At 39.2% G+C, this 20,785-nt stretch carries 32 protein-coding genes and 2 tRNA genes; 13 read left to right on the top strand and 21 right to left on the bottom strand.

Going from position 1 to position 20,785, the window contains the following annotated elements:
- Positions 1 to 199 precede the first annotated feature (199 nt).
- The 7 genes from BACPLE_RS19395 to BACPLE_RS00855 all read left to right on the top strand — a co-directional run bounded on the left by BACPLE_RS19395 (position 200) and on the right by BACPLE_RS00855 (position 4,544).
- Positions 200 to 364, top strand: a complete 165-nt coding sequence (locus tag BACPLE_RS19395; RefSeq protein ID WP_007558000.1) for a hypothetical protein — start codon at positions 200 to 202, stop codon at positions 362 to 364.
- A 201-nt stretch (positions 365 to 565) separates the two neighbouring features.
- On the top strand, positions 566 to 1,867 hold the full coding sequence (locus BACPLE_RS00880) for a reverse transcriptase domain-containing protein (protein ID WP_007557998.1): 1,302 nt from the start codon (positions 566 to 568) through the stop codon (positions 1,865 to 1,867).
- 1 nt (position 1,868) lies between these two features.
- Entirely contained in the window at positions 1,869 to 2,357 is a 489-nt protein-coding gene (locus tag BACPLE_RS00875) for a hypothetical protein (RefSeq protein WP_040312291.1), read from the top strand.
- A 254-nt stretch (positions 2,358 to 2,611) separates the two neighbouring features.
- Positions 2,612 to 2,920: a hypothetical protein gene (locus BACPLE_RS00870; RefSeq protein ID WP_007557993.1), complete on the top strand. Its 309-nt coding sequence runs from the start codon at positions 2,612 to 2,614 to the stop codon at positions 2,918 to 2,920.
- Complete coding sequence (locus tag BACPLE_RS00865; protein WP_007557990.1) at positions 2,920 to 3,378, top strand: phage holin family protein; 459 nt, start codon at positions 2,920 to 2,922, stop codon at positions 3,376 to 3,378. Before BACPLE_RS00870 ends, BACPLE_RS00865 begins: the two co-directional genes overlap by 1 nt.
- Positions 3,375 to 3,968: an N-acetylmuramoyl-L-alanine amidase gene (locus tag BACPLE_RS00860; RefSeq protein ID WP_007557988.1), complete on the top strand. Its 594-nt coding sequence runs from the start codon at positions 3,375 to 3,377 to the stop codon at positions 3,966 to 3,968. The genes BACPLE_RS00865 and BACPLE_RS00860 overlap by 4 nt, the downstream gene beginning before the upstream one ends.
- 6 nt (positions 3,969 to 3,974) lie before the next feature.
- Entirely contained in the window at positions 3,975 to 4,544 is a 570-nt protein-coding gene (locus BACPLE_RS00855; RefSeq protein WP_007557986.1) for a DUF6549 family protein, read from the top strand.
- A gap of 37 nt (positions 4,545 to 4,581) precedes the next feature.
- Here the strand turns inward: BACPLE_RS00855 and BACPLE_RS00850 are convergent, their stop codons facing one another.
- The 18 genes from BACPLE_RS00850 to BACPLE_RS00765 all read right to left on the bottom strand — a co-directional run bounded on the left by BACPLE_RS00850 (position 4,582) and on the right by BACPLE_RS00765 (position 15,659).
- Positions 4,582 to 5,088, bottom strand: coding sequence for a VRR-NUC domain-containing protein (locus BACPLE_RS00850; RefSeq protein WP_007557985.1), 507 nt, complete (start codon positions 5,086 to 5,088; stop codon positions 4,582 to 4,584).
- A 291-nt stretch (positions 5,089 to 5,379) separates the two neighbouring features.
- On the bottom strand, positions 5,380 to 5,811 hold the full coding sequence (locus tag BACPLE_RS00845; RefSeq protein ID WP_007557983.1) for a YopX family protein: 432 nt from the start codon (positions 5,809 to 5,811) through the stop codon (positions 5,380 to 5,382).
- A gap of 2 nt (positions 5,812 to 5,813) precedes the next feature.
- Positions 5,814 to 6,227, bottom strand: coding sequence for a DUF551 domain-containing protein (locus tag BACPLE_RS00840; RefSeq protein WP_007557982.1), 414 nt, complete (start codon positions 6,225 to 6,227; stop codon positions 5,814 to 5,816).
- 115 nt (positions 6,228 to 6,342) lie between these two features.
- Positions 6,343 to 7,008, bottom strand: coding sequence for a DUF3560 domain-containing protein (locus tag BACPLE_RS00835; protein ID WP_007557980.1), 666 nt, complete (start codon positions 7,006 to 7,008; stop codon positions 6,343 to 6,345).
- Between the two features lie 10 nt (positions 7,009 to 7,018).
- On the bottom strand, positions 7,019 to 7,165 hold the full coding sequence (locus tag BACPLE_RS19235) for a hypothetical protein (protein ID WP_007557978.1): 147 nt from the start codon (positions 7,163 to 7,165) through the stop codon (positions 7,019 to 7,021).
- Positions 7,162 to 7,590: an SH3 domain-containing protein gene (locus tag BACPLE_RS00830; protein ID WP_007557976.1), complete on the bottom strand. Its 429-nt coding sequence runs from the start codon at positions 7,588 to 7,590 to the stop codon at positions 7,162 to 7,164. Before BACPLE_RS00830 ends, BACPLE_RS19235 begins: the two co-directional genes overlap by 4 nt.
- Positions 7,591 to 7,613: 23 nt before the next feature.
- Complete coding sequence (locus BACPLE_RS00825; RefSeq protein WP_148374646.1) at positions 7,614 to 8,144, bottom strand: sigma-70 family RNA polymerase sigma factor; 531 nt, start codon at positions 8,142 to 8,144, stop codon at positions 7,614 to 7,616.
- 10 nt (positions 8,145 to 8,154) lie between these two features.
- Entirely contained in the window at positions 8,155 to 9,831 is a 1,677-nt protein-coding gene (locus BACPLE_RS00820; protein ID WP_007557972.1) for a DEAD/DEAH box helicase, read from the bottom strand.
- 51 nt (positions 9,832 to 9,882) lie between these two features.
- Positions 9,883 to 10,488, bottom strand: coding sequence for a hypothetical protein (locus BACPLE_RS00815; RefSeq protein ID WP_007557971.1), 606 nt, complete (start codon positions 10,486 to 10,488; stop codon positions 9,883 to 9,885).
- A 171-nt stretch (positions 10,489 to 10,659) separates the two neighbouring features.
- Positions 10,660 to 11,085, bottom strand: a complete 426-nt coding sequence (locus BACPLE_RS00805) for a hypothetical protein (protein WP_007557967.1) — start codon at positions 11,083 to 11,085, stop codon at positions 10,660 to 10,662.
- Positions 11,086 to 11,106: 21 nt separating this feature from the next.
- Positions 11,107 to 11,763, bottom strand: coding sequence for a PD-(D/E)XK nuclease-like domain-containing protein (locus BACPLE_RS00800; protein WP_007557965.1), 657 nt, complete (start codon positions 11,761 to 11,763; stop codon positions 11,107 to 11,109).
- Positions 11,763 to 12,965, bottom strand: coding sequence for a hypothetical protein (locus BACPLE_RS00795; RefSeq protein ID WP_007557964.1), 1,203 nt, complete (start codon positions 12,963 to 12,965; stop codon positions 11,763 to 11,765). Before BACPLE_RS00795 ends, BACPLE_RS00800 begins: the two co-directional genes overlap by 1 nt.
- 18 nt (positions 12,966 to 12,983) lie before the next feature.
- Positions 12,984 to 13,943, bottom strand: coding sequence for a recombinase RecT (locus tag BACPLE_RS00790; protein ID WP_007557962.1), 960 nt, complete (start codon positions 13,941 to 13,943; stop codon positions 12,984 to 12,986).
- 10 nt (positions 13,944 to 13,953) lie between these two features.
- Entirely contained in the window at positions 13,954 to 14,184 is a 231-nt protein-coding gene (locus BACPLE_RS00785) for a hypothetical protein (protein ID WP_007557960.1), read from the bottom strand.
- Positions 14,181 to 14,483: a hypothetical protein gene (locus tag BACPLE_RS00780; protein ID WP_007557958.1), complete on the bottom strand. Its 303-nt coding sequence runs from the start codon at positions 14,481 to 14,483 to the stop codon at positions 14,181 to 14,183. Before BACPLE_RS00780 ends, BACPLE_RS00785 begins: the two co-directional genes overlap by 4 nt.
- Before the next feature lie 75 nt (positions 14,484 to 14,558).
- Positions 14,559 to 14,945: a helix-turn-helix transcriptional regulator gene (locus BACPLE_RS00775; protein WP_007557955.1), complete on the bottom strand. Its 387-nt coding sequence runs from the start codon at positions 14,943 to 14,945 to the stop codon at positions 14,559 to 14,561.
- On the bottom strand, positions 14,923 to 15,183 hold the full coding sequence (locus tag BACPLE_RS00770) for a helix-turn-helix domain-containing protein (protein WP_007557953.1): 261 nt from the start codon (positions 15,181 to 15,183) through the stop codon (positions 14,923 to 14,925). The genes BACPLE_RS00775 and BACPLE_RS00770 overlap by 23 nt, the downstream gene beginning before the upstream one ends.
- 113 nt (positions 15,184 to 15,296) lie before the next feature.
- The gene (locus BACPLE_RS00765; RefSeq protein ID WP_007557952.1) at positions 15,297 to 15,659 is read right to left on the bottom strand and encodes a hypothetical protein; all 363 of its coding nucleotides are present in this window, start codon (positions 15,657 to 15,659) and stop codon (positions 15,297 to 15,299) included.
- A gap of 184 nt (positions 15,660 to 15,843) precedes the next feature.
- Between BACPLE_RS00765 and BACPLE_RS00760 the strand changes: the two genes are divergently transcribed.
- From BACPLE_RS00760 to BACPLE_RS00735, 6 genes are all read left to right on the top strand, one after another.
- The gene (locus BACPLE_RS00760) at positions 15,844 to 16,236 is read left to right on the top strand and encodes a helix-turn-helix domain-containing protein (RefSeq protein ID WP_007557951.1); all 393 of its coding nucleotides are present in this window, start codon (positions 15,844 to 15,846) and stop codon (positions 16,234 to 16,236) included.
- Between the two features lie 12 nt (positions 16,237 to 16,248).
- Entirely contained in the window at positions 16,249 to 16,605 is a 357-nt protein-coding gene (locus BACPLE_RS00755; RefSeq protein ID WP_007557950.1) for a hypothetical protein, read from the top strand.
- Between the two features lie 27 nt (positions 16,606 to 16,632).
- Entirely contained in the window at positions 16,633 to 17,070 is a 438-nt protein-coding gene (locus tag BACPLE_RS00750; RefSeq protein ID WP_007557949.1) for an HI0074 family nucleotidyltransferase substrate-binding subunit, read from the top strand.
- A 1-nt stretch (position 17,071) separates the two neighbouring features.
- Complete coding sequence (locus tag BACPLE_RS00745; protein WP_007557948.1) at positions 17,072 to 17,380, top strand: nucleotidyltransferase domain-containing protein; 309 nt, start codon at positions 17,072 to 17,074, stop codon at positions 17,378 to 17,380.
- 132 nt (positions 17,381 to 17,512) lie between these two features.
- Positions 17,513 to 18,427 carry a hypothetical protein gene (locus BACPLE_RS00740; RefSeq protein WP_007557947.1) on the top strand — a complete coding sequence of 305 codons (915 nt, stop codon included), beginning with the start codon at positions 17,513 to 17,515 and terminating at the stop codon, positions 18,425 to 18,427.
- Between the two features lie 286 nt (positions 18,428 to 18,713).
- A complete protein-coding gene (locus BACPLE_RS00735; protein ID WP_007557944.1) occupies positions 18,714 to 19,355 on the top strand; it encodes a helix-turn-helix transcriptional regulator in 642 nt (213 codons plus the stop codon).
- A 5-nt stretch (positions 19,356 to 19,360) separates the two neighbouring features.
- Here BACPLE_RS00735 and cysK read toward each other — a convergent pair whose 3' ends face one another.
- The 3 genes from cysK to BACPLE_RS00720 form a co-directional block, all read right to left on the bottom strand.
- Complete coding sequence (gene cysK, locus BACPLE_RS00730) at positions 19,361 to 20,308, bottom strand: cysteine synthase A (protein WP_007557943.1); 948 nt, start codon at positions 20,306 to 20,308, stop codon at positions 19,361 to 19,363.
- A gap of 114 nt (positions 20,309 to 20,422) precedes the next feature.
- Positions 20,423 to 20,495 (bottom strand) — tRNA-Met (locus BACPLE_RS00725).
- A gap of 15 nt (positions 20,496 to 20,510) precedes the next feature.
- A tRNA-Met gene (locus tag BACPLE_RS00720) sits at positions 20,511 to 20,583 on the bottom strand.
- Between the last annotated feature and the right edge of the window lie 202 nt (positions 20,584 to 20,785).

Below are 20,785 nucleotides of genomic sequence, written 5' to 3'. Positions count from 1 at the left end.
CGGCTCGCGTCTGGCCTTCCGCGGTCGGCTCGTCAAGGCGGAAAGCGTGGAAGCATATAAGGCGTTGTCCGAAATAGCTTAATCGAAAGCGGGAGCGAAGCGACAAAGCGAAAAGCGGCTTCGTTCTCGCTTATGTGAAGTGATGCAAAATAAAAACGGGCGTAAGCCCGTCGAAAATATTATTTAAAACAGTTTTCAGATGAAAAGTAATACCTTTGTAATTAAAAAGGTGGAGTTTCCTATAAGCCGTGTGGTTTATCGTGGGTACAACAATGCGAATGCGAATGGTGGTGTATCGAATGCGAATACGAATAACGATGCGTCGAATTCGAATACGAATGTCGGTTCCCGTCTGGAAATCTAATAAATCGGCGTACAGCACGGGGACGTGTCCCCAAGGCGGAGCCGAGGGAAACAAGCCGCAGCAATAGCACCTTTAAAGGTGGAAAGCTGAAAAATCACGCGTCGGGTGGAGTTTGGTAGGCTGTTATCAGTTCGAAGAAGTCAGACCCGGGGAAAGGAAGGCCCTTATCTTCCATGTTTATTAACCAATAGCTGAATTTGTATGCGCAGGGAAGGATATATCATCGAGGAAATTATCGAATACTCCAATATGTCGGAGGCATTCGATACAGTACTGCGTGGTACAAATCGTAAAAGGTCAAAGCAAGGACGATATTTACTCGCTCATAGGGAGGAAATAATCATTGAACTTACGACTGCTATTGCGGATGGTTCATTCCAGCTTGGCGGTTACCATGAAAGAGAGATTGAGGAGTACGGTAAGAAACGTACTTTACAGATACTTTCCATGAAAGACCGTATTGCTGTGTTTGCCGTAATGAATGTTGTAGACCGTCATTTGCAGAAACGCTATATTCGGACAACCGGAGCAAGTATCAAAAGGCGTGGCACACATGACCTAATGAATCGCATACGTGCCGATCTGCAAAAAGACCCGGAAGGCACGTTATATGCTTACAAGTTCGACATCCGTAGGTTTTACGATAATGCGCGGCAGGACTTTGTTATGTGGTGCTTCCGCAGGGTATTCAAGGATGAAAGGCTGTTGGTGCTGCTGGAGCGGTTCGTGACATTGCTGCCGGAAGGTATCAGTTTCGGACTGCGCAGTTCACAGGGGGCGGGAAACTTGCTCCTGTCTGTATTTTTAGACCACTATTTGAAAGACAAGTACGGTATCCGATATTACTATCGCTATTGTGATGACGGATTAGTACTCGGTAAAATGAAAGCGGAATTGTGGAAGATTCGTGATGTTATTCATGAGCAAGTAAAGAAAATAGATTTGGAAATCAAGCCTAATGAACGGGTATTTCCGGTAGAGGAAGGCATTGATTTTCTCGGCTATGTTATTCGCCCTAACTATGTAGGATTGCGGAAACGCATCAAACAGAAGTTTGCTCGGAAGATGCACGAGGTAAAAAGTAGAAAAAGAAGGCGGGAACTGATTGCTAGTTTCTACGGCATGACGAAACACGCCGATTGTAATAAGTTGTTTAAAAAATTAACAGGCAAAAAAATGAAATCATTTAAAGATTTAAATGTCGCTTACAAGCCGGAAGACGGTAAGAAGCGATTTTCGGGTACGGTGGTAAGTATCCGTGAGTTGGTAAACCTTCCTATCATAGTCAAGGATTTTGAGATGGGAATAAAGACGGAACAAGGCGAGGACCGTTGTATTGTGGCTATAGAACAGAACGGCGAACCCAAGAAGTTCTTTACCAACAGTGAGGAAATGAAGAATATCCTCAAACAGATTGAAGAAATCCCTGACGGTTTTCCGTTTGAGACCACCATCAAGACGGAAACTTTCGGGAAAGGTAGAACCAAGTATGTATTCAGTTAAGATGAAAAGAGTAGAAGGTACAGCCGATGTGAAACTGATAGAATGCGTCAGTCCGGCAAAGAATAAATGGCGTGTCCGTTGGGATATCCAAGAACATGAAGACGGTTCCGCCGACTATATGGAAGCGGAGTTTCTGAATGGCAGACCGTCAGATGAAGTAGTTAAGGCTTTGATTATGGATTGGTATAACCAGAAGGTGGACGAAACTATTTTGAAAGGATTTTCATACGAGGGTGTGCAGGTATGGCTTTCAAGAGAAAATCAGTTCAACTACAAAGCTGCATACGATTTGGCCGTACAGACAAATGGTGCAACCCTTCCGGTTGTATTCAAGTTTGGTACAGATGAAACGCCCGTTTATCGGAAGTTTTCGGCATTGAACGAATTGACAGACTTCTATACCAAAGTCATGTTACATATCCAAAAAACGCTTGCTGACGGTTGGAAAAAGAAAGATACGTTCAGTCTGAATAAATATCAAGTTGAATAGTATGTGAATATTCCTTTTTGGGGGAAGGAAAGAAAAAAGCCCCCGGCCTGTTAAAAATCATCTCACCTACTTTTAACACATAACGAGCGAACCCGAATGACCGGGGGCAAATGCCACCGTTCTCAGGTTCGCTTTCATGTGTTGTAAGTGAGATGTTGCAAAGATAATCATTAAAAGTTAAAGCAGTCGAATTCCGGCTGCTTTTTTTATGCTTCAATTTCTCTCTTGGCTTATATTTTAGGAGAAAAGAGTTTATGAAAGCGAGTAATGATTTGGTAGAAAAGTATGGCTGGGATAAAATTATCCACGGCTTGGTTGGTCTCTTGATTGTGGCTATTTGTGTGTTGGTTGCTGTATTCTTGTTTGGAAATAAGTTTGTTCCGGTATTGGCTGGTGCTGCTATTGGTACAGGATGCGCTTATATTGTAGCAAAATGGAAAGAAGCGCAGGATGATATTCCTGATGAGAAAGATGTCAAGGCGACTTTACGTGGCGCTTATTTAGCAGACCTTATTATTGGTGTTGTTTATGTTTTTTCATGGATAATTAATACTGTATTCTAATGGTCGAAGTGATTGAACAGATAGGCGGGATAAAGTTTGCAGACTTACGTTTGTATGCAATCGTATTGTTTACATGCTGTATCTTTATTGTCGTTTCTTCATTCGTGGATATGTGGAGTGGCATTGATGCAGCAAGAGTAAATAAAGAAAAAATTGACAGTAAGGGGTTAAGAAGAACTGTAGCTAAAGTGGTTGATTATTTCCGCGTATTGATATTCGGTACAATGGTCGATGTCTTGGGACTGTTCATTTCCTGGTATGTAGCTCCTTATTGCATGATTTTGATAACGGTGGGTATTATTTGCATAGAAGGTCGCTCTGTGTTGGAAAACAGCCGCAAAAAGAAGTCTCATGCTGCCGATGTAGCCGATATGGCACAAAAGATAGTAAAATGTATTAGCAGTAAGGATGCAGAAGATTTAATTGAACAGATTAAAACTAAAGTTGAAAGAAAATGAAAGTACTAATTGATAACGGCCACGGTGAGAATACAAAGGGCAAGCGCTCTCCTGATGGAAAATTGCGGGAATATGCTTGGACTCGTGAAATCGCAGATATGCTTGTTCTGGAATTAGGCAAAATGGGTATTGATGCTGAAAGGGTTGTAAAGGAGACAATAGATGTTCCACTATCAGAGCGATGCCGGCGTGTGAATGAGATTTGTGGCAGATTGGGTACATCTAATGTAATCTTGATTTCCATTCATTGTAATGCTGCAGGTTCTGGAATAGATTGGATGCAAGCAAGAGGCTGGTCTGCTTACACGAGCAAAGGAAGTACAAAAGCCGATGTATTGGCATCATGTCTGTACGCATCGGCTGCTGAATGCTTTCCGGCCGGGATAAAAATACGCAGCGATTGGTCGGATAAAGATCCTGACTGGGAAGAAAACTTCTACATCTTGCAGAAAACGAAATGTCCGGCAGTTCTTACCGAAAACTTTTTTCAGGATAATAAGGAAGATGTTGAATTCTTACTTTCCGCTGATGGGAAAGCGCGAATTGTAAAGGCTCATGCCATTGGAATAGCTAATTATCTTAAGGTCTAAGATTATATGAAAAAATGGTTGTTTATAGGTTTAGTAGCACTGGTATCTGTTACTATTGGCTTGATTAAATCTAATCGGAAGCTGCAAAAGGAATGTGAGCGTCAATCCGGTAATATTGCAGTCTTAATGAAAGACATAAAGTCCTATAAAATTCGGGATAGTTTAAATGCAGTTTCTGTGTCGGCATTGAACTTGACTATTGATGAGCTGAAAGAGTATCGTGCCGATGATGCTCAAACAATAAAAGAACTCGGCATTAAAAACAAACATCTTGAGGCTTTGGTTAAAACCGGGATTCATTCAACAGAAACAATCTATGCAGACCGTTGGCATCCACTTCCGGACAGGCCGGATTGTTTAGAGGTTAATAGCAAATGGTCTCATGTGATAGCTTGCTTCAAGGATTCTACGGTTTATTATAATATTCGTGATAGTTTGGCGGCTGTTGTTCATCGAATACCAAAACGAAAATTCTTGTGGTGGAGTTGGGGCACAAAGGGGTATAAACTGGAATTGGTTAATTTTAATCCCAACACAAAGATTGATTACAATGAATTTATAAAAGTCTCAAAATAGCAGTGAGGGGGTCTCGTGAATAGCGACCCCCTCATCTTTATAGCAGATACTCCTTTAGTGCGTCAATGCCTTGTTTGACACTGCGGGCAATAACATACTTATTTCGGCAGTTTTCCGCTTGCCTCTGAAATTCTTTTTGTTCTTCCGATTGGATGCCTTTCTTTGTCTTAAACTCTATACATAGCGAAGCGTAGCCTTTCTTTGGGATTAGTAGGATAACATCGGATACGCCGGAAGTTACACCTTGCCGTTTGAGATTAGCGGCTTCCCTTATATGGCGGCTTCCACCATTCGGAACAGCGAAGAGAAGCTTATTGGGTAACTTTGGGAATATCTTTTCCACTTCTTCAAAGAACTTGCATTGCATACGTTCTTCCTCGTTGTTTTTCTTCCTTTTTCTTTTGGATGGATTCTTTTGCTCAGCATAGCAGTTGTAGCAGATATAGCCTGCATCAGTCTTAATGACTGATACAGTTTCTTTTCCGCATACAATACATTTTTCTTTAGTCATTTTTGCTATAAGGTGTCTTAGGTTTGATTCCATATTTTTGCAGTAACCGTTTACTTAAATATATAATGGACAGATTTATTGCATTACAATTACAAGGTTGCTCCCATTAGGCATACGGAATGCTTTATTAAATAGTTTCTGGCATCGTTTGGGTGGATTGATGTATGGTTGGTGCATTTCATTGAAAAGCGTACAAATTCCTCGACCTTTATTTGTGCAAAGATGTGTTGAACCACTAAAGAAGAAAGGGCATGAGCCGCAACTACCGGGTTTGTCATAGAATTTTCTATCATTGATTATTACCATTTATTAATCCTCCAATAACTAATGATTATCATATTGATTACCAATAATCTCGCCGTTTAACACCCCTTCAATATGATAAAATTCTCCTTTTTTGAATCTACCTTTGTCGTGAAGAATACAAAGTATAGAATGATTATATTCATCTGTATCTATTACAGCTAGTAGTTCATAATCTGTTTTAACATAACCAGAACCGATAATATTTAAGACTTTTGGGGTGAATCTTACAATATCACCAATATAGGCCTCTTTCCCATTCTTATCACGCAAGCCTATGTATTGCCCAACAGTTTCAGACTGAACAAAAAAAGTACCTATCGTCCCGTAAGTCGTATGGATTGCTGGACATTTAGTCATTTTCCCTTTAGGTGTAAGGCTTGTTATCAAATCGCCATCTATCCATAGCCCATTATTAAAGCATTTTCCTCTGAATTTTATTTCATGTTTCATACTCAATCCTCCACTTTTTCAAAGTACACATCTTGTTTATCTTGTCTTTCAAACTTGTTGACTTCAAGTATCTCATTGAAAGACGGGATGGGCATCCAGGCTACAACATTATAGGTTTGCAATCCATACAAGAAGGAATTAGCATCTTTTGCGTAGTCTTTTTCTGTCCTATGAGATATATATACTTGTTTCCCATTATAAACTATTACTTTTTGGTTTAAAGAAGGCAGTTTATCTTCAACGCTTATCCAAGGAGATTGCTTTGCCTGCCATTCTGCACCACATTGAAAATCTTCCATACAATCAGATTTCCGACTAACATAGTTATCTGGATCAACCTCCTTTAAAACCTCTTTTCTAAACTTTGTTTTATTAGTAGCATAGTCGTATGCTGCTTCTTCTAATGTCTGTTTCATAACTGTCCCGTTTTTAATTAATCTTCTTTATTTTCTAAGTCTCTGTATGCCACGCAATAGTCAAGTAAGTTTAAATCTGGTTCATTCATCAAACATTCGTTCAATCGGGCGCAGTTCATACAACACCATTCGTCAGATAATCTCCCCATAGTTTTTTAGCTAATTCGTAATTCTTTTGTGCTTCATTAACAGCTTTCTTGGCATAAGTGAGAGTATAAGCGTGTTCACGTGGATATTTGCCAGACTTAACACCCTCATGATATTCTTTCGCTTTCTCTAACTTGTGTTCGTAGAAATCGATACTTTCCGGCATAGAAAGATTGATAGTGTTTGCCTTTTCTTCCCAATATTTGGCAATTCTTTCGTGTTCGGCAGCCTTGTCGCTAAATTCAACACTTTTTCCCATATTGTTCCAAGCATCATCAATCGCTTTTCGATGCCGTTTCTCGCTATGATGTCCGACTTTGATTGGCTCTCCAAGAGAAAGAAAATCTTTGTCTTTGTTCGAGCGGTTGAAATATTCATTACTTTTTTGTCCGGCAGACTGGGCCCAATCATGGCGGCGCTCGGCTCTTTGTTTGGCCCATTCTTGCACATTAAATCCGTCAGCTCTGACGATGGAGTAATAATAAAAGCCTTCACGTTCATAGATGAGATTGAATACAATACATTCATTCTCTTTGCCATATTTGGTTGTAACTTCAATAACTTCTCCTTTTTCGTGTTTCTCACTGCATTTTGCGAGAAAAACATTAGGTACATATTTGCTATACGTATTCATATCAATATAATTATCGGTTAAAAACTTCTTTGTGTACTTGATTTATAGTGCCATTGATTATTAAAGAACCTTTAGCGGCACGGATTTTATTACCTTTTTCTTGAACTTGATAGCCGGCTTTTTTCAGCCGGTCTATTTTTTGCTGTGGTGTCATCATTTAAGTTTTTTGTTTGTAGGATGTTTCCTTGGGATTGTAATAAAAGGACTAGAGGTGATAATCTTGAAAAATTTATTTCCGTTGTATTCTGTTGCTTCTTTGGCAACAAGGAATGTTGCATTACAATTCGTCTTGGTGGCATTTAGTACGGAGTTGCAGATAAATTTGCTTTGAACACGGGCACCTGCTCTACTGGAATGCAGGACAAAACCATATTCATCATTTGTTTTACCGATAAACCAGTCTTTTTTGCTTTCTTCATCATTGGCGAATATAATCTTATCGCCATCTTTGAGTTCCATTTCCTTTGCTAGAAATCTAGAGATATAAATAACCCCATTGCTTTGATTAAATCTGATTGTTCTTTCTTTTGATTTCTGCCCCAAAGGTAAGGCATTCATTTTGTTATAAACTACAAGTTTCATGTCTTTAATTATCTATAGGTTAGTTATATAATAGCAATAGATGAATACTGCTTGCGAAAAAACTGTTCTTGTTGAACTGTTCGGATGATGGAGTTTATTTTTCGATAAACTATATTGGGAGATAGACCTGTATATGCCGATAAATCTTGGTATGAACAATTTGTGTCATAGACTTTTAATTTAAATAGCCTATAGTCTATAGCTGAATTTTGCTTCTTTATGAAAGACAGAATGCTATATGCCAGTCTATCAGGTTTACTAAGCTCTTCTATGTCTAATTCTTCATCGGCTTTTATTGATTGGAAGAAAGACATATCAAGTTTGCAATATCGATTTTCTTTGGTTAAATTTTTCTGCCTATTTCTTTTGTAGCACACAATAAAGAAAGGTTCGAAGTCTATTAATGAAACATTGTTTGTCTTGATAATATTTCTAATATACAGGTATGTATCATGAAATATATCTTCATTAAAAAATGCTCCATAGAGCTTGTTGCGCAGTTCTTGATAATTATGAGAAAACCAATAATCAAAACGTTTAATATCTTTTTCCATAGCTTTACCATTAGAAACCTTCATCATCATAATCTGTGCTGAAAATATTCGCTACCATATCAACGATATTTTCCTCTATATCTTCTGTGGAACCGGTAACATCCTTGGCAATGGCTTTCTTATTTTGAATAATACGGTAAACTTTCTCGTCAATGGTACGTCGGCCGAGGAAATAGTAACAGGTTACAGAATCCTTTTGCCCTATACGATGCGCACGGTCTTCGCATTGGCAACAATCGGCATAAGTCCAGGGGAATTCAACAAAGGCAACATTGCTTGATGCTGTTAGGGTAAGTCCGACTCCTGCAGCTTTAATGGAACAGATGATAATATCTGTTTTGGGATTGTTTTGAAAAGAATCCACTGCTCTTTGTTTCTCATCTTGTGAGTCCCTTCCAGTTACAGATACAGCCGTAGGAAAATAGCTTTTCAGTTGATCTACCACTTCGTGAAGTGAGCAAAAGAGGATGATTTTCTTTCCATTCTCACGAAAGTCTTTTACGAACTCAATTACATCACGTACTTTCCCTCTGGCTGATATTTGGCGGAGGATATTAATACGTACCATGACTTCACCTCGTAATGCTTTCTCTATCTTTTCATCATCCGCTTCTTTGTATTTTTGTAGGTACATGATAAGATCACGCTCTGCGTCGATATACTCCTTGCGGTTAGTTATCTCACAAGTATTTACTTGTCGTATTTTATCGGGAAGGTCTGTCAGCACCAATGACTTTTCACGCCGGAACATACATTTAGTCCATAGCATATAGTTAAGTTCTTTCAGGTTTGATGCTTCATTCTGACCGGAACAATATCTATTGACGAATGTCTTATATCCTCCAAAATCTTCCATTCTGGAAAGGATAGATAACTGCGGAATTAAATCTTTAGGCTTATTGACAACTGGAGTTCCGGTAAGTTCAATAACCCATTCCTTACCATTGCATATACCTTTACAGAATTTAGCCTGCTGAGTGGATGATGATTTGCAACGGTGGCTTTCATCAATGATTACAGATTTGAAAAGTTGGATGCTGTTTCTGAATTCCACATCTCTTAAAGTCCAACCAGATTCTTTTTTGATACGTTGTACAAAGTATTTTTTAAGCGATTCATAATTAACGATGAATACCTGATACATGCCAGTCTGATAAAAGAAAGTCCATGTATCTCGTACTTTATCCGTCAGTACCATTGCCTTTTTATCTGTGAACTTATGCCATTCTCTTTCCCAATTAACCTTTAAGGCAGAAGGACAAATAACCAAACAAGGAAAGGCATTCCCAAGATTAATAGTTGCAATGCTTTGCAGTGTCTTTCCAAGGCCCGGCTCGTCGCAATTCATGAATCGTTTGAGCTGTAATCCTCTTGCAATTCCTTTTAATTGATAGGGATATGGGTTTACTTTTAGTAAGTGGGGAATATCAAGCTCCGGCAGTTCCGGTATATTGTACGCAACTTCTTCCTCTTCTTGTTTCTGTTGTCCTGTAACCCATTGGATATTTTCAAATGGTCTGATTTGATAGACCATTTTTTCAAGTTCGACACGACTGGAAACAGGAATAAGCCATTTCTTTCTGCTTCCGTCATATCTCTTGCCTGTGATTTGACGTATTCTGTCAACAATAGTGGGCTTGTACTTGAAAGTAACTTCAAAAACGTTTCCTTTTAATTCTATAATCATGACTTGTAATTTAGAGTTTTATGGGGCTGACGAAATCAGCCCCGAATTTGATTAAGCGGCAGGAGCTATAGTTTTGGTCTTTCTGCCTTTTCTTTTAGGCTTTTCTTCTTCTGCAGGAAGTTCTTCTGTATCGGTAACAGCTTCATCGGGGATATCGCTATCAAAGTCTAACCGCTCTTGCTTAATGCCCCATTTCTCTTCAAAGAGATATGCTTCCACTTCCGCATCGCAAGCTGCTGCATCTATTTGTAGTTCTTCTGAAAATTTATATTCTTCGTCTCCGAATGGAGTAAAGATTTTCAAATCCACAATTTTACCGGATTGTAGTAATTTGCCTCCCATTATGGTTATACCCGGTACTCCATCGTTGCTATCATTGGCATATCCGGTAATGAAGTAGTTATTCAGAGTTTCATCAAAGCCCGGTGATGTAAAACTTGATTTGTAGATTTTTTCCGCTTCGGGTTGCTCGCATAATACCACAAGATGCAGTTTCAAGTGATTAAAAATCTCCTTCAGTTCGGAATGTACGATTTGGTCGCAATTCTTGGTAACCTTGTTTGTGTAGTTGGCTTCTGTGAATCGCTCGTTGTACACAACATTTAATCTGTCTTTTTTAATGACAGCCTGCTTGATGTCAATTTTTGCAGTTTCCATTGTTCTCTTTTTTAGGCTCATCCTTTGATGTAAGAATAAGCATGTTAATAAATAGATATATGATTATACCGGCTCCCATGATGAATGGGAATCCAGTAATGTTTTCGTCTAATCCCATTAGGATAATGGCTATAAAAAGCCAAAGCAAGTATTTGGGTGCTTCTTGGTCGTTTAGCATTTTTGTCTGTTGTTATTGTTGTACATACCAGCCATTTTCATTTCTTCTTTGGCTTTGCTTATTACTGTCACGCACCATGATAACTGATGTGTTGCGGTTCGATTGCACCGTTCACACCAATCGACCAAATATCGTTCTTCCCTGCAAAGGGAGTTTACTAAAGCGTTTATTGCCGTAGCTGTAGCCTTGGCATTTTTTGCTGTTTCGGCAAGTGTTTTCATTGTTTCGGAATTCATGGCTTCGTTAAGCCAATATTTAGCATCAGCTAATAACTTTCCTGAACGGGCGACATATACGGCCAAGTCATTTCCGCGCAATACGGCTTCTTCTGCATTTTCGCTCATTGTTATATTGAGGAATGAGTCAATATCTGTAAGTTCCTTGCAGATTTGTTCTTTGGGTGTGATAAGTATGTTCATATCGTTTTCGATTAAAATATATCAAGAAAAGAGCATCCACCATTTAAAAGCCAATTCATCATATTTCTCTTTTCCACGTTTATAGGTATCATCGTCGCGTATAATGAACGCTTTGAATATTTTCAGGTTCTTCTTGCTGATGGCATAGATAAAGTCCTGTTGGCTTCCTGCTATATCCATATACCATGCTCTGGAACGGTCCCAATCAAAAAAATCTATAGCTTCATTGAACTGGTTTTGTGATTCTGCAAAAGTGGTCTTTAAATCTCCACCAAATCCAAAACCAGGTAACCACCAATCCCATTTACACCGGGTATCAAGAGTGTACTCGAAGTTTCCGTAGAGAAATCGCTGGGATTTGTTTACCATGAATTTCTGGGTATCGGAGTTGGAAAGAACGGCTCTAAGGAACTCGTCTTTTCTTGCCTCTTTTCTTAAAGCTTCCCTCATGGCAAGGCCTAACTCGAAATCTTCCCGTGAATAGGTTACATCATCCACCATGCGCTTACTATAATGTACCCGTTCGTTTTCGGTAATAAGTGCATCTACCAATGTCCCAAACTTGAAGGCTTTTTCTTTATCCCCATACTGGGTACGGGGATAAAGATAGTTTTTGAGTTCTGTCAGATCGGAGTTGCTGACTTCTGTACGCAAGTAATATGAATCCAGATTTGCCATTACTTTCCTGCTTTAACTTCTTCTTCGTATCGGATATATTTTGATTTGATTTTCATTTCATCATCGCTGTTAGCTTTCTTTTCGCAGAAGGAAATCATCTTTTTGTGGATTTTTTCAAGTTCTTCTATTGTCAGATTCTGACCTTCATTTATCCACCACATCTGATATACTTCCAAGAAGCCGGCAGGGTGTAGTATTTTAATCCTTTCAGTCACTTTGGCTTTGCTGGCTCTTGTTGTAACAGAAGCGGCAGCTGTTGCAAACAGACTATTCATTTGTGCGGATTGTATAGAAGACTCCGCTTTTTGTTGCTGCTCATGTTCTTTTTGCTGTATTTCAAGTTCCCGTTGTTTTCGCTCCTCTTCTTCCCGTTGTTTTCTTTCGGCTTCCGCTTTGGCAGCAGCTTCAGCATCTTTCTTGCGCAATTCTTCTTCCTCAATAAGTTCTTTCTTTTTGGAGGAAAGACGGTCGATAAATGACTGACGTAAATCTTCCATATCAAACTTATACTGTTGAGAGAAAGCGGAATATTTATTGCTTAGAATTTCAGCCTTGATATTCGCTTTGGTTTGTGCGTCCAGATAATAAGTTGTGATGTCTTGATTGAAAGTGTCGAAGTGCTCACGAGGGTACAGAGTTGACCAACCTCTAATACTCTTTTCTTTCAGTTCAAATGTAGCCAGTGTAATGCTTTCCCAAATATGGCTCAGATTCTTCTGTTGTTCGGCAAAATAGGAACTCATGTGCGTATTGATAGCTTGTTCAATAGCAAACCGATACGTTCCTTTTTCCTTTTCGATATTGGCTTGTCGTTGCATCTCCTGCTGCTTCCTTCTTTCTTCTTCACGCTTCAGTGCTGCATATCTATCACGTTCTGCAGCTATTTTGCCCGGAATTGTTGATTTGTCTTTTGGGTCAATAGCTTTTTCATCTGTCGTGAAAATGGACCGGATACGGTCGAATAGTTGGGTAACAGGCGCACGACGGTTCTTCATGTTGGTAATTGTAACATTAACTTTCTTCAGATACTCCGCAGCTTTGGCATCCAGTTCATCAGTCATGCCTTCTCCTTGAATCGTATCTAAGATTGCCTGTCCCGCTGAATTACAGTTGGCTATTGATTTTTGGTTCTTGCCTAAGGCGTCAGGGGCACTTTTCATTAAAGAGGTAAACTCTTCTACTTTTATTAATTCTGTTGACATAGCTTTAAGTATTAATGGTTAGAATCCTTCTTCTTCATCTGCTTTGCTGACATTTACAGATACCGGTTCCGGTGCGGTGAGCTGTTTTTCTTCACCGAAAGGAATGTTTGGGTCTTCCTGTGCAATATTGGCATCTTCCACAATTCCATAATCGATGATTTCTTCTTCCTCCTGGTCGGTTGCCATAATGGTATATTTTCCGGTACGTACTTTAGGGTATGCGTCGAAGGCGTGTTTAATCATTTTGTTTTCAAGGAAACCGGGGTCAATACCGCCATTATTGGAAGTGTATAAAGCATTGGCATTACCAAGTTCTCTCCGTCTGGTCTGCTCATTCCATTTGGAATTTGCTTTTTCGCTATAATGCTTCAAGCGTTCAATATCCCCTTGCATGAGCCATTGATAGTCCACTGAATTATCATTGCGTACAATGCGTATGAATGCTGCAATAACCTTGGTTGATGTGCGGGGGCATTGTGCTTCATACTCGATGTTTTTTACTCCATTGACTAAAGATGCCTTGAAATGGTCTCCCTCATAAACGACGACGGGGTTGTCAGCATATTTAATTTGGCCGGCACGCATACGCATGGTAAGTTCACCGTAGCCGGTAACTGAAACGTATGCACGTTTTTCGTAAATATCGTTCCCATGTTCGTTTTTGTACCCAGTTTTGCAGTTGCGACTCAGAATATAGCAGAGCGGATGCCCTGTCTGGTCTAATGTTAGTCCATTGACTGCGATATCAAGGAAACAGCCATAAAGGGACATTTTGCTTGAAGTGGATACATCGGGGTTATCTCGAAGTAATTTTTGAAAATTGAATACTTCTTTGTGGTACATCTGCTCACCCTTATCCGTACCCCAAATTGCATTGTACATTTGAATAAACTTTGCTTGTACACCTTCATTTTCGACAATTTTCGTTGCTGGAAGCGCATTTAGCTCTTCCATCTTAACTTGAATAATACTGCTCATAATGAGAATTTTAGTTGTTAATATTAAAATCTGCTTTGTCTAACCGTACCCAGACTGATTTGCCGGGACTATTAAACGATTGTTCTAAATCGACATCAACAAGCACCTGATTATAGCATTCCAATTTGCGTATAACCACTCCGGTAATAATGGCGTAGTCCACATCATCCCCATAATGTCCGCACCGGAAAAAGAATCCGGCTGAAATGTTCTGCCCTATTTGTATATCTTTTGCAGTCATGGTACTTGCATTAATACTTTGATTATGTTGGCCGGTACTTTGTTATGAATATCCATCATGGCACTTGCTGTTTCCAGTTCGGACATTTTCACATAATACTTGCCGCGTTCCTTGTTCTTTGCAGGATAAAACTTTATCCATTCCTTACTACGCCATTCTGTAATGAGACGACGTCCGTATATCTTTTCTGCTTGGGAGATTGTTACCACCTCCGGCAGTAGCCCTAATGCTTTAAGCGTCTGAATCGTTCCGATTTTTATGCCGCTTGCTACAATTCTTTCTAAATATCTTTCTCCCATTTTAGCTGTTTCTTTGGTTGGTTAATTATTGGTTACGAGCTTTCTTCACTATCTGAAACACATTGCAACTCTATGCTATGCTGCCTGTTTATAATTAGGTTGAGATATTTCTTCGGTCTTGTATCTTTGCGTTCTTCCTCTTCTTGTTCGGTAGTAATAATCGTGATGATTATCTACTGAAAATTGGAATATTGTTATTCCCAAGAAGCAAAGAGCTATAATCGTCTTTTGTAGCTGTTGAAAATCTATGTTTAGAGTAAATACTCTATTGGCCCACCATGACCCCAGTTCATTTAATTTGCTGGTTCCGGTCTTTTTGTATGCTTTGTCGAGCAATACGTTGATAGTCCCGTAAGCCACGTGAAGCCTGTCTGCCATTTCTTTCTTTGCGAGTCCGCAAAAGGCAAGTCCGGCGATCTGATTTTCACGCTTGGTTAATTCATTGTTCGCTTGTAGTTCCATTTTGCAATGTTTCTAATTCGGCTGCCGCTTTAGAAACTCCTTTTGAGGCTTCCAAGGCTTCTTTAGCCATTCTGGTTGCTATTGTGAGAACTTTAGCCTTATAAGATGAACGGGCAGATGCAGGCTTGTTGTTTAGGATATTATGTACTGTGCCTTTTGAACATCCTGCTTCTTTTGCAATGCTCCCCTCATAGCCATAAGGGAGATTGGATTTAATAATTTCTAATTGATTTTCCATATACCTGATATTATTTCTGAGTTCCCCGCAAGGTGGTCAAGCCCGGCCGAGATTGATTATCTACTTTTTGTTATCGACTAATTTCTTATGAAATATCTGTGCTGTTGTTCATATCATTCTTCATCTTCCCATTCTTCATCTTCGTCAATATCAGGAAAGCCTTGGTCGGGGTCTGATTCGGGTGCTTTACCTCCGAAATACTCTCCATTCTCAGTTATTGATGGATGCTTGATATTTGGATTTCTGCCGTTAGGGGAATTTTCAAAAGCAAGTTCGATTCCCTTGGCTCTATCTGAACCTAAGCCGTTCATTTCTGCAAGAAGTTCGTAGTAGTCTTTGCCTCCGAATTCCCCATAGCCTTCATAGCATTGTTCTACATACTTGTGTCCTTTATCATCAGTCATTACGACTTTGTAATTCTCGCCATTTACAATGCGATGATTGGTGTCTTGTGTAAACCAACTAAATTGTCCCATATCTTGTCTTTTTTAGAGTGAATAATCTATTTTGCTGTTTTTATTCCAACTTTATTTTGCTGTTATTGCACTTTTGCACTAACTTTATGGTGCAAATTAAATGTTTTCTTGAAATATAAACAAGAAAAACTTGAAATATTTTTCAAGAAAACAATGAATATGATTAAATAAAAACTTTAAATGTATGAAAATTGGGTTGGTAATCAAAGAGTTAATGCTTAAACAAAATATTGAAGTTGCAGATTTGGCAAAACGATTGGGTAAGACAAAACAAGCTGTATATGATATGCTTGATAAAGAAGATGTTAACACCTCATTGCTTCGTGAGCTTGCTGCTATTTTTAATGTTCCAATAACTATTTTCTTTGATAATTCAGTAAATAACAATCAATCTAATACAGGAAATAATAGTATCGTTTTAGGTCAGAATAACAATGTGGATTCTTTAAACTTGGATTATAAAGAAAAACTTGAAAGTGCATTGGTTGAGATAAAGCATTTGAAAGAAGTTATCGATGCGAAAGATAAACTTCTTCAAGAGAAAGAGAGATTGATTAATGTATTAATGAATAAATAATGATTTAAAGTTATGGAAATTATTGGAGTTATATCTTTGTTGGCTGGTATTATCCAGTTGGTAATATTGATTATAATTATTGTCAAGTTTTTGCTTTTAGTCAAAGATGTTAATGAGATAAAAGAAAAAATGACAATACCGTCTTGTGATTTTAAGACTGAATTTTATAAATGGTATTCATGTGGAAATGTAGAAAAAGCAAAAGAGGTTCTTGTTAATGAGATAGGAAAATCCTACGAATTTGAACAGCTTGTTGCTGGTGGTAATCCAAAATACATGGATGACATGAAAGAACAATTAAAAAAGAAATATCAGACAGAGATAGCTCTTTCGGGTATTGAGTTAAACTTGAATTGCTTAACCAAATAAACTGGGTACTGAAATATCTTAATTAATATGGAACAAGATATACGTTGGCTTCAAAGATACGACAGCTTTCATCGCGCTAATAAGCGTATTCAGGATATAACAGAATCTGATAAGAAAGCGGATGATTTGTCTGAATTGGAAATGGAAGGGTTGATACAGCGGTTTGAATATACTTTCGAACTTGGCTGGAAGGTTCTTCAAGACTTATTAAAGTACAAAGGCTATGAATTTGTGCAAGGTCCGAACGGTACGCTTCAGAAGGCTTTCGAGGATGGCTTGATTGCCGACCACGACGGTTGGCGTAGAATGGCGAAAGCCAGAGTAACCACTTCACACACTTACAATGAAGGTGATGCCATTGAAATCGTCCGTAATATATATGATGAGTATTCCCATTTGTTGCAGCGATTGGACGATAAACTCAATGAAGAAAAGTTACGGCTTGAAATGAATACATTGTTTTGATATGTACGGATTAAGCGATACGGTAATAACGGATATCTGCGGTGTGTTCCGGCGTTATCCCAATATAGAAAAGGTGCTTATTTTCGGTTCCCGTGCCAAGGGTACGTATTCCGAGGGATCGGATATTGACTTGGCTGCGGTAGGGGATGGGCTTACCTTTAATCAGCTAATGGATATCAATATCCAGATAGAGGATTTGGGTTTGTTATATAAGGTTGATGTGGTTGATTACAATAAGAATATAGGTACTCCTATTGGTGAGCATATAAATCGTGTGGGAAAACCTTTTTATGAAAGGAATTTAGCTTGATTTATTTCCCTATAACGGTATCAATATCATAATATACATATTGTACTTTAACTAGCTGTGAAATCAATCTGTGTCTTATTAAACAATAAACTAAATTATCCATACCTTTTTTTCAATAAAATATAAGTAAAAATGGATATTCACTATAGAATACATAAGGGAGTAACAAGAAAGCTTCAGCCTTTGGATCCTCAAAAGCAGTCTTGTGCTATGTATGTGGAGGATATTTGTGATTTTGTAGATAAATGTTTTGATAAGGATGATTTGATTATTCATCCGTTTGCTTTTTATCGGCAATACACACGTAATCAAATCCAGTTGATGATGAAAAAGAAAGATATATACGTTCTTCCGACAGAAGAACTTTGTGCTTTCTTAGATGAGCTTATTTCAGACAAATCTGCTATTGAAATAGGTGCTGGAAAAGGTTATTTGGGACGAGAACTTAGTATTCCCATAACTGATAGTTATGCTAAACGTGATCCTTATCCAATGATGATGGATAGAATATGTGGTGTACCAACAATAATTTATCCGCCAGATGTTGAAAAATTAGATGCTATTAGCAGTGTAAGGAAATATAGACCACACACAGTTATAGCTTCTTTTTTGGTTCATGAACAGACTTATAAAGACGGTAGCAAAAAATTTGGCTTAGATGGAAAAAAACTTCTCCATTTATGTAAGCGATATATTCATATTGGCAATTTGGGTATCCATTGTAATAACCCAATTTTGACTATTCCGCATACTGAGATAGAATTTCCCTATTTAATAACAAATATAATGTCTCCTTTAACGGATCGTATTTTTATATGGGGACAAGACGGAATGAGTGATTTTGAGAAAAACTCCAGTATAGAGAAGTATATTGTCAGATATGAAGCAAAAGATAAAGGAATATTTGAAATCGATTTTATGTCTTCTAATAATAATATTGAAAACCGTGCTCGCTATTGGATTGAAGTCGATTTGCATACGCGTTTTATGACCGGGAAAATACCATTTAGATTAATTAGCATAGAACAGCATGAACGACAAGGATGAACTGATAGCTTCCTTTCGGCAACAGCTACGGGAAGCATTGCGAAAATGCAGTGCTCAGGAGCAGGAAATCGCTCTTTTGAACCATGAGATAGAGTTGTTAAAACAGAAGTCTAATTTGAAATAGTTTATAACAAAAGCAGCTTGCTCTGATAATTGTTTGTGAGATAATTAGTTATGTGCCAGACTTTTCTGCCTTACAAGCAGAGGGTCGGCGGTTCGAATCCGTCAACGCCCACTTCAAGCTTCGCAATTTTGCGGAGCTTTCTTTTTTTAATATCTTTCTTATATGCAAACATTAATTCTGGCAGATAACCAAGATGTGACTCGTTATGGTATGAAGGCTATTGCTGCCGGATTGTATCCGGTATGTGCTTATGTGGAAGCTTTGGATTGGAAGTCCTTGGCGGAATCGTTGGCTGAGTATCCTGAAGCATGTGTGGTGCTGGATTATACCTTGCTTGATTGTTCGGTGGAACAGCTGCTGGTATTGCATGAGCGTTTTCCGAAGGCTGACTTTGTATTGTTTAGTGATCAGCTGGGACGAGATTTTGTGCGTAGAATGCTGCTTGCGGGCTCGTCATTTCATGTGTTGATGAAGGATGCGCCGCTGGCGGAGGTGAATCAATGTCTGCGTGATGTGAATGGAGGGTGTCAATTTGTTTGTGGTAAGGCGAAGGATCTGCTTCGTGAGGAAGAAAAGGAGCAAAATAGAATGGCCCCACTGACGCAGACGGAGAAAGAGATTCTACGTGCTATGGCGCTGGGGAAGAGTACAAAAGAGATTGCAGCGGAGCGTTTTCTGAGTATATATACGGTGGCGACCCATCGTAAGAATATTTTCCGGAAGCTGGAAGTAAACAATGCGCACGAAGCGATTCGTTATGCGCTCCGTGCGGGAATTGTCAATACGGTAGAATATTGTATCTGATTTTGTTAAAGAGGGTATTCTTCAAAGGCGAATAGTGCTGTGGATAAATATCGTTCGCCGGTGTCAGGAAGCAGTACTACGATATTCTTTCCGGCATACTCCGGTTGTGAGGCTACTTGCAGGGCAGCATAGGTGGCTGCTCCCGCGGAAATGCCCGTTAATAGTCCCTCTTTTAGAGAAAGTTCTCTTCCTGTACGGATGGCATCATCGTCGGTTACGCGGATGATTCTATCTACTACATTGCGGTTGAATGTTTTGGGGATAAATCCGGCACCGATACCTTGTATCTTGTGCATACCGGGTTTCTCGCCTGAGAGAACGGCCGATGAATCCGGTTCTACACCGATAATCTCAATTTGTGGATTATGCTGTTTCAAGCCTTCGCCTACTCCGCTTAATGTTCCTCCTGTGCCTACTCCGGCGATGAATACATCTACTTTTCCGTCCATGTCTTCCCATATTTCCTGTGCGGTGGTATGTACATGTGTGCGAGGATTTGCGGGATTCTCAAACTGTTGCAGGATGACTGCTCCAGGAGTATTGTCTCGCAGCTCGTTGGCTTTTTCAATGGCTCCGCTCATTCCTTTGCTTCCTGGGGTGAGGACAAGTTGGGCTCCCAACGCTTTCAGCAGGTTTTGCCGTTCTATACTCATGGTTTCCGGCATGGTGAGTATGGTTTTGTAGCCTTTTACGCTGGCTACCCATGCCAGGCCTACACCGGTATTTCCACTGGTGGGCTCAATGATGGTGGCTCCTTCTTTCAAAAGGCCTCTTTTTTCTGCATCTTCAATCATAGCCAATGCAATGCGGTCTTTTACGCTGCCGCCGGGATTGAAGTACTCTAACTTGGCGATAATACGTGCTTGGGCATTATGGGCCTTTTCTAAACGTTCAAGTTCTAGTAGGGGAGTATGTCCGATAAGTTCTGTAAGTTGTTTTTTTACCTGTGCCATAATTGCTTTATTTTTTCTTTTGGGCAAAGGTAGGAGGAAAAGAGAGGGGAGGCAATACCCTTTTTAGGGTATATTATGGCATAAAAAAAGAGAAACCTGAAGTTTCTCTCCTAGTTGCGGAGGCCTGACTCGAACAGACGACCTTTGGGTTATGAGCCCAACGAGCTACCAACTGCTCCACTCCGCGATGTTTCATTTGTAGTTGCGGAGGCCTGACTCGAACAGACGACCTTTGGGTTATGAGCCCAACGAGCTACCAACTGCTCCACTCCGCGATGTTTATTTCTCAAATGCGGTGCAAAGGTACGGAGATAAATCCATATAAACAAATGTTTATGCGAAAAATATAGAAAGGTTTGCTTTTGTTTAGAATAATAAAGGCTTTAAGTCATATAATTGAAGAATCTAAAGAGAGGTAAGGGGCTTTTTCAGATGAATTTGACACCTTATATTTGTGTAGTATGAAGAAAAACAGTA

Origin of the sequence: Phocaeicola plebeius DSM 17135 (assembly GCF_000187895.1) — a bacterium.
GTDB lineage: Bacteria > Bacteroidota > Bacteroidia > Bacteroidales > Bacteroidaceae > Phocaeicola > Phocaeicola plebeius.
Note: the sequence above shows the minus strand (reverse complement) of the source record. Positions and strands in the feature narration are given on the sequence as shown.